The following is a 12,267-nucleotide window of genomic DNA, read 5'->3' as shown; positions in this document are numbered from 1 at the left end:
CCCCCCCCCCCCGCTTTCGCCCGGCACCTTATGAAGCCTGAACACAAAAAGGGCGGCCTTTGCGGGCCGCCCTTTTCGTTTGAACCGAAGCTGCGATGCTTAGAGCGTGCGCTCGCGCATCTCGACCTCGAAGGTCTCCAGCATATCGCCGGGCTTCACATCGTTGGTGCCTTCCAGCACCACGCCGCATTCCAGGCCCACGCGCACTTCGGCGACATCGTCCTTGAAGCGACGCAGCGAGGCCACGACCGTCTTCGACACAATCACGTCGTTGCGCGTCAGGCGGGTATGCAGACCCTTGCGGATATAGCCCTCGACCACCAGCAGACCGGCAGCCTTGTTGTGCTTGCCTGCGGGGAACACATCCTTGACCTCGGCGCGGCCCACCACGGTTTCGATGCGCTCCGGACCCCAGACGCCGGCCATTTCCTTCGAAATGTCCTCGGTCAGGTGATAGATCACGTCGAAATACTTGGTGCGGACCTTGAAGCGGTCGACGATCTCGCGCGCCTTGGCATTGGGGCGCACGTTGAAGCCGATGATCGGCGCGTTGGACGCCGCCGCCAGATTGACGTCGCTTTCGGTGATCGCGCCCACGCCGCTGGAGAGCACGCGCAGTTTGATCTCGTCGTTCGACAGGCGGGTCAGCGCATTGACAATGGCTTCCACCGAGCCCTGCACGTCGGCCTTCACCACGACAGGGTATTCGATCACCGCTTCCTTGGCCTTCAGCGCGGAGAACATGTTCTCCAGGCTGGCGGGCGCGGTGGTGGTGCGCTTGGCGGTGGCCTGTTCCTGACGGAAGGCGGCAACCTCGCGGGCGCGGGCTTCGCTGTCCACCACGGTCAGCGTGTCGCCGGCCATGGGCACGCCGCCCAGACCCAGCACCTCGACCGGCAGGGCGGGCGGAGCGGCCTTGAGCTGGCGGCCCTTGTCGTCGAGCATCGCGCGGACGCGGCCCGACTGGGTGCCCACCACCAGAATGTCACCCACCTTGAGCGTGCCGCGCGTGATCAGCACGGTGGCCAGCGGACCCTTGCCCTTGTCGAGCTTGGCCTCGATCACGGTCGCCTCGGCGGCGCGATCGGGGTTGGCGCGCAGTTCGAGCAGTTCGGCCTGCAGCAGGATCTTCTCGATCAGCTCGGGCAGGCCCGCGCCGGTCTTGGAAGACACTTCCACATCCTGCACGTCACCCGACATCTCCTCGACCACGACCTCGTGCTCGAGCAGACGCTCGCGGATGCGCTGGGCGTTGGCCTCGGGCTTGTCGGCCTTGGTGATCGCCACGATCATCGGCACGCCCGCCGCGCGGGTGTGGCGGATCGCCTCGATGGTCTGGGGCATGATGCCGTCATCGGCGGCCACCACCAGCACCACGATGTCGGTGATGTTGGCACCGCGCATACGCATGTCGGTGAAGGCTTCGTGGCCCGGCGTATCGAGGAAGGTGATGAGATCACCGCCCTTGGTCTTGATCTGATAGGCGCCGATATGCTGCGTGATGCCGCCGGCCTCGCCGCGCACCACATCGGTGCCGCGCAGCGCGTCGAGCAGGCTGGTCTTGCCGTGGTCGACGTGGCCCATGATGGTGACGACCGGGGCACGCGGCTTGAGCGTTTCCTCGGCATCCACATCGGCGGTCGCGTCAATATCGACGTCATTCTCGGACACGCGCTGGATGTTGTGGCCGAACTCCTCGACCAGCAACTCGGCGGTGTCCTGATCGATGGTGTGGTTCAGCGTGACCATCACGCCCATCTTGAAGAGCGCCTTGACCAGATCGGCGGCCTTTTCAGCCATACGGTTGGCCAGTTCCTGCACGGTGATCGCCTCGGGCACCACCACGTCACGGACCTGCTTCTCACGCACCTGGTTCTGGCCCGAGAAGTGAGCGCGACGCTCCTTCTCACGCGCACGCTTCAGAGCAGCGAGGCTGCGGGCGCGGGCGCCCTCATCCTCGTTCAGGGCGCGGGTCACGGTCAGCTTGCCGCCGCGACGCTCATCGGCGCCCTTGCGGTCACGCGAGGGAGCGGCAGGCTTCTTGGCAGGCGTGGCTTCGGGACGACGCACCGGAGCGGACACCACCGGGGTGAAACGACGCGGCGCGGGGGCAGCGGCGGCAGGCGCGGCAGCGCGGGGAGCCTCGGCGGCGGGAGCAGCAGCGGCAGGCGCTTCCTGAACCGGGGCAGCCTTGGCCTCCACCGGAGCGGGGGCGGCAGCGACGGGCTCGGCGGCCTTGACCGGCTCGGGCTCGGCGACAGGCGCGGGCTTGGCGGCCTCGGCGGCGCGGGCGGCTTCGGCAGCGGCCCTTGCGCGCTGTTCTTCCTCGATAGCGCGCTGGCGCTCTTCCTGCTCGCGGCGGCTCTGGGCCTCCATCATCTGCATGCGGGCTTCCTCAGCCTCACGCAGCAGGCGGGCCTGCATTTCCTGGCGGGTCTCATTGCTGGGAATGGGACGCGGAGCCGGGCGGGCAGGCGCGGGCGCCGGGCGCTGGGCCTGAGGCGCGGGAGCAGCCGCACGGGGCGCGGCAGGCGCAGGCGCCGCAGCGGCGGGCGCCGGAGCAGCAGGCGCCGGGGCGGCGGCGGGCGCCGCGGTTTCGGGCGCGGCATGCTGAGCGCCGCCATCGGGGCGACCGCCCAGCACCTTGCGGCGCTTCACCTCGACCACCACCTTGTTGGTGCGGCCATGGCTGAAGGTCTGCTTGACTTCGCCCGCTTCCACCGAGTGCTTCAGCCCCAGCGGCTTGCGGCCCAGTGTCGGTTTGTTGTCGGTGTCGCTCATAATCGTCAAACAGCCCTTCAGTCTTGTATCGTCGTGGTCATGGCCGAACGCTGGGTTTCACCCGGCGCATGACCTTCTTCGTCGTGACCAACAGCCCCGGGCGGTCCCGGTTCGTCAATCTGGCCGGTGTCACCCGGCCCGGCATCGGGATCACCCGAATTGCCGTCGCCAGTGTTATCCGGCTTGCTACCGTCGGTTAAACCCGGCGGGCCGACATCGTCTGGTCGGCTCAGGAAATGGAGTAGTCGCGATAGCGGCACGTCCAGCCGTTTGGCCGCGGACGACTCCGTCAGCGCCAGATGGACGACATTCTCGCGGCCCAATGCCACAGACAGCGCCGCCCGGTCCAGAGGTAAGGTGACGCCGGTCAAACCGCTGCCCTCCGCCTCGCGGCCCACGCGCCAGGCCTGATCCAGCTTGCGGCTGCCATCGGGCGCGGCATCGGCGGCATGGGCGAGCCATGTCACCATGCCGCCGCGCGCATGTTCGGCAATCCTGTCAGACCCGGTGAGCAGCTTCCCGCTGCGCATCTCCAGCCCCAGCCGATCGGTGACGGCGCGGATCAGCGCGCCCTCGATCATGCCGGGCAGATCCTCGGGGATGGACAAAGCCGCACCCTTGAAGGCCCGCGCCAGCGCGCCCTTCAGCTTGCCCTTGGCCATGGCGGCCTCAAGCTCGCTGCGGGTAACGCCGATCCATGCCCCGCGCCCCGGCGCACGCGCCAGAACATCGGGCAGAACCACACCATCGGGCGAGATCGCCAGACGGATCAGCCCATCGCGGGCCTCATGCTCGCCCGAAAGGATGCAACGGCGTTCGGGGCTTGTCGCCCCGTCAGCCTGTTTGCGCTGCGTGTCGCGAAGCGTCTGGCGCTTCCCGGATTTGGTTTCGCGGCCGGGCGTCTTCTCGCGCCCGGTCTGCGTCACGTCATCCTTGTCGCTCAGGCGATCATTGCGAGGTGTCCGCATCGGCGGCCTCCTCGCTTGCGGGCTCTTCGTCGAACCAGTGGGCACGGGCGGCCATGATGATCTCGTTACCCTGTTCCTCGTTCAGGCCATATTCGCCCAGAACGCCGCCAGCGGCGCCTTCCGACTTCTCGCCACGGTCGCGGCGGTCGTTGCGCTCGGGACGGTCGCCATCCTTGTTGCGGCGGCGCTGTTCCACGCCGCGCTTCTTGGCGATCAGCTCGTCGGTGGCCAGATCGGCCAGATCGTCGAGCGTCTTGATCCCCGCCTTGCCCAGCGTGACCAGCATGGCCTCGGTCAGATGCGGCAGTTCGGCCAGCGCGTCTTCCACGCCCAGTTCGCGGCGCAACTCGCGGGCAGCTTCCTCGCGGCGCTCCAGCGCTTCATTGGCGCGGTTCTGGAGTTCCTCGGCCAGCTCCTCGTCGAAGCCCTCGATGGTGGCCAGCTCGGCCAGCTCGATGTAGGCGACCTCTTCGAGCTCGCTGAAGCCTTCGGCCACCAGCAGCTGCGAGAGCGTCTCATCGACGTCGAGCTCTTCCTCGAACATCTTGGACTTCTCGGCGAATTCCTTCTGGCGCTTCTCGCTCGCCTCGGCCTCGGTCATGATGTCGATCTGGCGACCGGTCAGCTGGCTGGCCAGACGCACGTTCTGACCGCGGCGGCCAATCGCCAGCGACAGCTGATCGTCAGGCACCACCACCTCGATGCGGCCTTCTTCCTCATCGATCACCACGCGGCTGACGGTGGCGGGCTGGAGGGCGTTCACCACAAACGTCGCGGTGTCCTCGCTCCAGGGAATGATGTCGATCTTTTCGCCCTGCAGCTCCTGCACGACGGCCTGCACGCGGCTGCCCTTCATGCCGACGCAGGCGCCGACCGGATCGATGGACGAGTCACGGCTGATGACGCCGATCTTGGCGCGCGAGCCCGGATCGCGGGCAGCGGCCTTGATCTCGATGATGGCATCGTAGATTTCGGGCACTTCCTGCGCGAAGAGCTTCTTCATGAACTCGGGATGGGCGCGCGAGAGGAAGATCTGCGGACCACGGTTCTGGCGCTCGACCTTGAGGATCAGCGCGCGGACACGCTCGCCGACGCGGACGGCTTCGCGCGGGATCTGCTGGTCGCGGCGGATCACACCCTCGGCGCGGCCGAGGTTGACGATCACATGGCCGAACTCGACCGACTTGATCACGCCCGTCACGACTTCGCCGGCGCGGTCCTTGAACTCGGCATACTGGCGGTCACGCTCGGCGTCGCGCACCTTCTGGAAGATGACCTGCTTGGCGCTCTGCGCGTCGATGCGGCCAAGGTCCACCGGGGGCAGCGGATCGACGATGAAGTCACCGACAGCGGCGCCCTTCTGCAGCTTCTCGGCCTGCTTCAGGTCAACCTGCTTGAAGTAATCCTCGACCACCTCGACCACCTCGACCACGCGCCACAGACGCAGATCGCCGGTGCGCGGATCGAGCTTGGCGCGAATGTCATTCTCGGCGCCATAGCGGTTGCGGGCGGACTTCTGGATGGCTTCTTCCATCGCCTCGATGACGATCGACTTGTCGATCATCTTCTCGGTGGCGACGGCGGTGGCAATCGCAAGCAGTTCGGCGCGGTTGGCGGAAATCGCACTGGCCATGGCTTAGTCTTCCTGTGCTTCGTTATCAGCGTCTTCGGCGTCGTCGATGTCGTCGGCGTCGCCCATGTCGATCGGCTTGGTGGCCGCCAGCAGCTTGTCGGTGAAGACCAGCTTGGCAAATTCTACATCCGCGAAGGGGAAGGTCACCTTGCCCGACTTCTTTTCGTCGAGCGTGATCACCTCGCCCTCCAGCGCGACCAGTTCGCCCTGGATGCTCTTGCGGTTGCCATCGACGGGGACGAGCAGCGTGATGCGCGCCTCATGCCCCACCCAGTTGGCGTAATCCTTCAAACGCGTCAGCGGACGGTCGATGCCCGGCGAGGACACTTCAAGGCGATAGGCCTCGTGGATCAGCGTCTCGCCCGCTTCTTCCAGCGCATCGATCCGGTCGGAGATGCGGTGCGACAGCGTGACGCAATCGTCCATAATGAGCTGGCCGGTATCGGGGCGCTCGGCCATGATCTGGAGCGTGTGCTCCTCGTCACCAACCTCGCTCTTGCCGAACAGGCGCACACGGACGAGATCGAATCCCAGAGCCTTGACCTCGGGTTCGATAATCTCGGTGATGCGCGCGATATCCGCCATGTAAGCTCCGGTTGCTCCAGCAGGAGTTTGATGTGAAGGCCCCAAACGGCAACAGCTTTGCTTGCCGGCCCCTTTCGGCGCCAGCCCGGCAAAGCGTCACGATGTCGGGATTGATTGGCCATATACGCGCGGTTGCAGCAAATGGCAAGGGGGTGGCGGGGTCAGTTTTGCCCTTCCAGCGATAATGCGGCGCGGCGCAGAAGAACGCGGCGGTAGAAAAACCACCACCAGAAGCCGGTTGGAGCGCCGAAAATCGCGCCAATCGCCAAACCTCTCGACACGAACCCGATGACCAGACTCCCCAAGGCCATCATCATCGGAGCCACCCACCAATCCGCAGCCTTGCGCCCTATAAGCCACGCAACAGGAAAACCGATCACCCACAACCCGAGCATAAGGCATACCGCCTCAAAGCCCACCAGTTCCGCAAGCCCCGCCATATCAGCCAAACTCGGAAAATGTGCGCAAGGTTGGCCCGGAAGACAAAGGAAAATTGAGAATCCGACCGTTGAAGTGATCACGCCGCACAGGCCGCTCAAAGCGACAGCAATGCCTGTGCGAACGACCTCCAACTGTGCCCTCAACCAACAGCCCCCAGCACCTGCTCCCACACGGCGCGCACCGCCTTGGTCGCCGGGCTTTTGGGCGCGAAGGTATTCAGAGGTGCGCGCTCCAGCCCCATCTTTTCCACCACGCTGGCGTGGGGAATCGCGGGCCAGCCGCCATGCTCTTCCACCATCTCGCGGTGCAGCGCCTTGCGGCGGTCCACCATGGAAAGGATGGGCAGCATCGGTGGGGCCTTCTTGCCGCGCACCTCGGTCAGGCGTTCGCGCACCTGTTCCAGCGTGCGCAGCGCCAGCGGGGCGGGCAGCACCGGCACCACAAGCACATCAGCGGCGCGGAAAATCTGCTCAGACAGCGTCCCCAGCCCCGGCGGGCAATCCAGCACCACCCAATCGTAATCATCGGCCACGCGAGAGAGCAATTTGTGCAGCCGCTTGGGGCCGACCTCAGCCAGCTCGGCATCGAGGTGGCGCAGCGAGAGATCCGCCGCGATCAGATCCAGCCCGACATGAGCCGTCTGCTCGACCACATCGGCGGGATCGACATCGCGGGAGAAGATTTTCATCGCCTTCCCGCCACTGACCTGCCCCAGCAGAAAGGAGGCGGCACCCTGAGCATCGACATCCCACAGCAGCGCCTTGCCGGTGCGGGCCGCCTCGAAGGCCAGATTGACGGCCAGCGAGGATTTCCCGACGCCACCCTTCATGCTGTAGACCGCGATCACCTTGCCCATCGACGTCTCCTGTATGTCACCCGCAGGGGTGCCCGCGCATCACGCGAAAGGCAACCCCCGGCGCCGCAGGCAACAAAGCGGCCTCCCAAGCACCCAAAAACGACGTGGCGATGACAAACAGGTCAAGACAGTAAAGGGGGTGCAGGGGGTAATGCCCCCCTGCTTTATCTTTTCCCCTACAACAACCCGTGCTTCTTCATCGAATGCCGCAGCTGATCGTAAGTCAGCCCCAAAGCCTTGGCCGTCTGCCGCTGGTTGAAGCGGTTGCCCGCCAGAGCGCCCTCGATGATGCATTTCTCATGGGCATCGACCGCCCCGCGCAGATCGGTGACGGCAATGGCCTCGGGCAAGGCGGGCAGCGTTGAGGCAGCCCCCTCATCCCCGCCTTCGGGCTCGGCAGCGCGCAGGGACTGGCTGGGCTTCCACGGGCTCTCGAAGGGATCGAAGGTGATATCCGCCACTGGCTCGGCCTGATTGTCCCAGCGGTAGACGGCGCGCTCCACCACATTGCGCAGTTCGCGCACATTGCCGGGCCAGCCGTAGCGCTCCATGGCGCGCAGCACACCAGAGGCAAAGCCGGGCCAGCGCTCCCAGCCCAGTTCCGAAGCCATGCGGCGGGCGAAATGCTCGGCCAGCACAGGCACGTCTCCGGCGCGGGCGCGCAGGGGCGGCAGGGTGATCACCTCGAAGCTGAGGCGATCCAGCAAGTCCGCACGGAACTTGCCCTGCGTGGCCATGCGCGGCAGATCCTCATTGGTGGCGGCCACGATCCGCACATCGACGCGCAGCGGGCGCGAGGAGCCGATGCGCGTCACCTCGCCATATTCCACCGCGCGCAGCAGACGCTCCTGAGCGCCCATCGACAGCGTGCCCAGCTCATCGAGAAACAGCGTGCCGCGATCGGCCTCCTCGAAACGCCCGGCGCGGGCGCGGGTGGCGCCGGTGAAGGCCCCCGCCTCATGGCCGAAGAGTTCCGCCTCGATCAGCGTCTCGGGCATGGCGGCGCAGTTGAGGGTAATCAGCGGCTCGTCCCAGCGCGTGGAGAGGCGGTGGAGGCGTTCTGCGATCAATTCCTTGCCAGTGCCGCGCTCGCCGATCACCAGCACCGGGCGGCGCAGGGGGGCGGCGCGACTGGCCCGCTCCATGGCGTCGAGGAAGGCGCCGGATTGGCCGATGAATTGCGCTTCGCGGTTGCCCAGACTTGCCATGGCGAAAGATTGGCATATTTCCCCAAGCCTTGGCAAGATTTCCTATCACCCCACCGCCCCACCCATGAGCAGAATGGCGGATTTCCGGGCTTTTGCGCATTTGGCACGCGCTTTGCTGTTACCCTGGCATCCAACAGGACACAGCTATGAACCACTTCAGCCCTCTCGACCCGGAAGCGCCCCTGAACGGCGCGGGTGCCCAGCCGGACATGCCCCTGCCCGCCTCGGCCCCGCTCGTTGCTGCCGGTTTCGAGTCCGGACCGAAGCGCGCCTCCACCCCCGGTCGCTCACCTCAGCCGGCGGATTTCCAGCGCGCTTCGGTCCACCCCAGCCCTGCGCCGCAGCCGACACGCCGGTTTCGGCTTGACAGCGAGGTCGAAAAGTTGCGCCTCCTGTCGCAAAATTCTTCTTTGAACGGAGCCATGCCCGTGAGCATCTTTTCCCGCACCCGCGATATCATCGCCGCCAACTTCTCCGACCTGCTCGACAAGGCGGAAGACCCCTCGAAGATGATCCGCATGATCATCGTCGAAATGGAGGAAACGCTGGTCGAGGTGCGCGCCAGCGCCGCCCGCACCATCGCCGACCAGAAGGAAATGCGCCGCCACGGCATGAAGCTGGACCGGCTGCAGGCCGACTGGGCGGAAAAGGCCCAGCTCGCCCTCTCCAAGGACCGCGAGGATCTGGCCCGCGCCGCTCTGGTGGAAAAGCGCAAGGCCGGCGACATGGCCGACCAGCTGAACCACGAGATTTCGGTGCTGGACGACAGCCTGCGCGCCTATGAGGCCGACATCGAAAAGCTGCAGACCCGCCTGCGCGAGGCCCGCAGCCGCCAGACGGCCATCGCCGCCCGCCTGGAAAGCGCCGAGAACCGCGTCAAGCTGCGCACGCTGCTGGCCAGCGAGCGGGTGGACGAGGCCATGGCCCGCTTCGATGCGCTGGAACGCCGCGTCGATTACGCCGAGGGCCGCGCCGATGCGCTTAGCCTTGCGGACGGATCGAACAAGCAGACGCTGGCCGACGAAATCGCCGCCCTCGCCTCGGGCGACAAGGTGGATGAGGAGCTGGAAGCCATGAAGCGCGCGCTCAACACCGGCAAGGAAGGATAAGGCGATGGAGGATGTCGTCGTCCCCGTCGTCGCCCTTGGCTCGATCTTCGTCGGCCTGCCCTGGGTGGTGCTGCATTACATCACCAAGTGGAAGACCGCCGCCACCCTCACCAATGGCGACGAGGCCCTGCTGGAGGAACTCTATCAGCTCGCCCGTCGCCTGAGCGACCGGATGGAAACCGTGGAACGTCTGGTCGCCAGCGACCATCCCGATTTCCAGCCCGGCACGCCGCTGGCCAACCATCCGATTGATCGCTCGCTCGATCAGCATTCCGCCCACAACGCCATCAACGAAGTTTCCGAAGGCATCGACCGCCTTCGCGGCCAATTCGAAAGGAACCGCCGGTGAACTCGCTCCGCACAAAGTTCTACAAGGACAAGGCCAACGGCAAGTTCATGGGCGTGTGCGCCGGGATTGCCGACTACACCGGGATCGACATCCTGTGGGCCCGGATCGGCATGCTGGTGCTGATGTGGCTGTCGGGCGGGGTGGTCTTCATGGCCTATCTGGCACTCGGCATCCTGGCCGAGAACAAGCCCAGCGGCATGTATGCCGACCGGCAGGAAGAGAAATTCTGGCAGGGCGTGCGCCAGTCGCCCAGCCGCACCGCCCGCGAGGTCCGCGCCGACTTCCGTGACATCGACCGCCGCCTGGCCGCCGTGGAGGCCTATTACGTCTCCTCCAACCCGCGTCTGTCCGACGAAATCGAAAAGCTGCGCTAAGCCAAGCGCCAAAGAAACAACCGGGGGAATTTCATCATGAGTACCGCCGAAATCGGAGCCTTCATCCCGATCGTGGCCATGTGCATCCCGATCAGCGCGATCTGGACCCGCCACCGGCAGAAGATCGCCGAAATCCAGATCAACACCGCCACCACCCTTTCTGCGGAAAAAGCTGCGCAATATGCCCAGCACACCGCCGAACTCGAAGCGAGGGTGCGCGTGCTGGAGCGGATCGTGACCGATCGCGGCTATGATCTCTCCACCCAGATCGAGGCCTTGCGGCGTGAGGAAAGCCCCCTGCCGCCCCCGCCCCGCACCGACCACTAAGCCCCCTTCCCTCAACGGAGCCTTCCCATGAACTGGGCCGAATCCATCGTCGTCATCGTTGTCGTGGTCGCGGTTGCCCGCGTGGTGCAAGCCAGCTTCCTCACGCGCGGCGGTCGCCACAGCGTCACCTTCGATCATGAAGGCAACCCGCGCTCGATCACCCCCGTCGCCCCGCAGGCGGACCCGGCCTTGCGCCGCGAGGTCGAGGAACTGCGCGAGCGTGTCCGCGTGCTGGAACGCATCATCACCGACGAACGCAAGAGCCGCGATCTTTCCGACGAGATCGAGCGCCTGCGCTGAGCCTTCCCCCTTCACCCTCAAGGAACGCCGCCATGTTTCACGAGTTCACCCATGCCCTGGCCCCCTTCATGTGGACCGGCGTCGGCATCTTCTGGATCGCCATGCATCACCGCCGCAAGATGGCCCGCATCGCCGCCGAGCGCGGTTTCGATCCCCGCCTGCGCGGCCATCACCTCACCGAGATGGAAGCCATGGCCGGATCGCACGCCCGCGACATGGGCTGCGACCACGCCCGCGAGGTGGCCGAGCTGAAGGAGCGCATCCGCGTCCTCGAACGCATCGCCACTGACGAGGCCCGCCAGACCCCCGCTCGCCAGCTCGCCGCGCAGATCGACGCGCTGAGAGACTGACGCCCGCCCTTTTCCGCAACCGGGAACATTCGCCATGGAACCGCTTGTCACCGCCCCCATCATGATGGCTCCGCATATCGTGCCGACCATCGCCCTTGCCGCCCTGCTGGCGCTGGCCATGCTGACCGCCGCCGCGCTGAAAGGCTGGCAGGGCTGGCTCTCGCTCAAATCGCGCGAGCTGGACCTGCGCGCCGGGCCTGTTGCTCACGATACCTTCGAGCCGGATGTCGGCCCGGCCACGGCCGCGCGCATCGAACTGGCCGATCTGAAAGAACGCATCCGCAAGCTGGAGGCCATTGCCTCCGGGGTTGATCTCTGAAGGATGGATTTGCCCGATGGATTTGAGCTGCAAGGCGCGCTATCGGCCCCGGCATGACCGACTTGCGCACCATCGCCGATATCCATGAGGAATATGACTTCCTCGACGCCGACGAACGCTATCGTCTGCTGATCGACCTCGGCCGCAGCCTGCCCCCCATGCCCGAAGCGCTGAAAACCGACGCCACGCTGGTGCGCGGCTGCTCGGCCAGCGTCTGGGTCTACCCCGTGCCCGGAAACGCCGGAACGCTGACCTTTCTGGCCGACTCCAACGCCGCCATCACCAAGGGCATCATCGCCCTGGTGCTGGCCGCGGTGCAGGATCGCCCCGCTGACGAGGTGGCCGATATGGATATTGCGGCGGCTTTGGAGCCGTTCGATCTGAAGAACCAGCTTTCCAGCAATCGCACGCAAGGCGTGCCGAATATGATCGCGCTGATCAAGCAGCATGCGGGGCGGATTTCAGGTAAAGTCTGAAGAAGGTGAATGCGAGGGCCATCGCCCTCGCGCTCCCTTTACTTGTCGGCCTTGGCGCTTCGGGTTCGGCCATAGGGCAAGGTCGCCGCGCCGCAGGCTTTTAAACGATAGAAAGGCGCCGGGGCTTTCTGCCTGCGGCGCCTTTTCGTTACCTAGGTGGAGAGGCCGGGCGCGCCATTTCCGCGCCCCGC

General features: G+C 65.8%; 15 protein-coding genes. 8 read left to right on the top strand and 7 right to left on the bottom strand.

Going from position 1 to position 12,267, the window contains the following annotated elements:
- Positions 1 to 99: 99 nt before the first annotated feature.
- From infB to pspF, 7 genes are all read right to left on the bottom strand, one after another.
- Positions 100 to 2,781: a translation initiation factor IF-2 gene (gene infB / locus SR3_RS26745; RefSeq protein ID WP_068093207.1), complete on the bottom strand. Its 2,682-nt coding sequence runs from the start codon at positions 2,779 to 2,781 to the stop codon at positions 100 to 102.
- A 17-nt stretch (positions 2,782 to 2,798) separates the two neighbouring features.
- On the bottom strand, positions 2,799 to 3,749 hold the full coding sequence (locus SR3_RS26740) for a DUF448 domain-containing protein (protein WP_084455954.1): 951 nt from the start codon (positions 3,747 to 3,749) through the stop codon (positions 2,799 to 2,801).
- Positions 3,730 to 5,382, bottom strand: coding sequence for a transcription termination factor NusA (gene nusA / locus SR3_RS26735; protein WP_068093201.1), 1,653 nt, complete (start codon positions 5,380 to 5,382; stop codon positions 3,730 to 3,732). Before nusA ends, SR3_RS26740 begins: the two co-directional genes overlap by 20 nt.
- A gap of 3 nt (positions 5,383 to 5,385) precedes the next feature.
- Positions 5,386 to 5,967, bottom strand: coding sequence for a ribosome maturation protein RimP (rimP, locus tag SR3_RS26730; RefSeq protein WP_068093197.1), 582 nt, complete (start codon positions 5,965 to 5,967; stop codon positions 5,386 to 5,388).
- Between the two features lie 161 nt (positions 5,968 to 6,128).
- Positions 6,129 to 6,539, bottom strand: a complete 411-nt coding sequence (locus SR3_RS26725; RefSeq protein ID WP_157099136.1) for a hypothetical protein — start codon at positions 6,537 to 6,539, stop codon at positions 6,129 to 6,131.
- A gap of 8 nt (positions 6,540 to 6,547) precedes the next feature.
- Positions 6,548 to 7,264 carry a ParA family protein gene (locus SR3_RS26720; RefSeq protein ID WP_068093190.1) on the bottom strand — a complete coding sequence of 239 codons (717 nt, stop codon included), beginning with the start codon at positions 7,262 to 7,264 and terminating at the stop codon, positions 6,548 to 6,550.
- A gap of 176 nt (positions 7,265 to 7,440) precedes the next feature.
- Positions 7,441 to 8,472 (bottom strand): phage shock protein operon transcriptional activator, encoded by a 1,032-nt coding sequence (gene pspF / locus SR3_RS26715; RefSeq protein ID WP_068093186.1) that lies wholly within the window; start codon positions 8,470 to 8,472, stop codon positions 7,441 to 7,443.
- 209 nt (positions 8,473 to 8,681) lie between these two features.
- Here pspF and pspA point away from each other — a divergent pair, with 209 nt between their 5' ends.
- The 8 genes from pspA to SR3_RS26675 all read left to right on the top strand — a co-directional run bounded on the left by pspA (position 8,682) and on the right by SR3_RS26675 (position 12,076).
- A complete protein-coding gene (gene pspA / locus SR3_RS26710; protein WP_407668216.1) occupies positions 8,682 to 9,581 on the top strand; it encodes a phage shock protein PspA in 900 nt (299 codons plus the stop codon).
- A 4-nt stretch (positions 9,582 to 9,585) separates the two neighbouring features.
- Complete coding sequence (gene pspB / locus SR3_RS26705; protein WP_084455953.1) at positions 9,586 to 9,930, top strand: envelope stress response membrane protein PspB; 345 nt, start codon at positions 9,586 to 9,588, stop codon at positions 9,928 to 9,930.
- Positions 9,927 to 10,304 carry an envelope stress response membrane protein PspC gene (pspC, locus tag SR3_RS26700; protein ID WP_068093184.1) on the top strand — a complete coding sequence of 126 codons (378 nt, stop codon included), beginning with the start codon at positions 9,927 to 9,929 and terminating at the stop codon, positions 10,302 to 10,304. Before pspB ends, pspC begins: the two co-directional genes overlap by 4 nt.
- A 36-nt stretch (positions 10,305 to 10,340) precedes the next feature.
- Complete coding sequence (locus tag SR3_RS26695) at positions 10,341 to 10,631, top strand: hypothetical protein (protein WP_174549203.1); 291 nt, start codon at positions 10,341 to 10,343, stop codon at positions 10,629 to 10,631.
- A 27-nt stretch (positions 10,632 to 10,658) separates the two neighbouring features.
- Positions 10,659 to 10,931 carry a hypothetical protein gene (locus SR3_RS26690; protein WP_068093179.1) on the top strand — a complete coding sequence of 91 codons (273 nt, stop codon included), beginning with the start codon at positions 10,659 to 10,661 and terminating at the stop codon, positions 10,929 to 10,931.
- 32 nt (positions 10,932 to 10,963) lie between these two features.
- A complete protein-coding gene (locus SR3_RS26685) occupies positions 10,964 to 11,281 on the top strand; it encodes a hypothetical protein (RefSeq protein WP_068093176.1) in 318 nt (105 codons plus the stop codon).
- Between the two features lie 61 nt (positions 11,282 to 11,342).
- Complete coding sequence (locus SR3_RS26680) at positions 11,343 to 11,600, top strand: hypothetical protein (RefSeq protein WP_068093212.1); 258 nt, start codon at positions 11,343 to 11,345, stop codon at positions 11,598 to 11,600.
- 62 nt (positions 11,601 to 11,662) lie between these two features.
- Positions 11,663 to 12,076, top strand: coding sequence for a SufE family protein (locus SR3_RS26675; protein WP_068093209.1), 414 nt, complete (start codon positions 11,663 to 11,665; stop codon positions 12,074 to 12,076).
- Positions 12,077 to 12,267 lie beyond the last annotated feature (191 nt).

Origin of the sequence: Novosphingobium rosa NBRC 15208, from assembly GCF_001598555.1 — a bacterium.
Lineage (GTDB): Bacteria > Pseudomonadota > Alphaproteobacteria > Sphingomonadales > Sphingomonadaceae > Novosphingobium > Novosphingobium rosa.
Note: the sequence above shows the minus strand (reverse complement) of the source record. Positions and strands in the feature narration are given on the sequence as shown.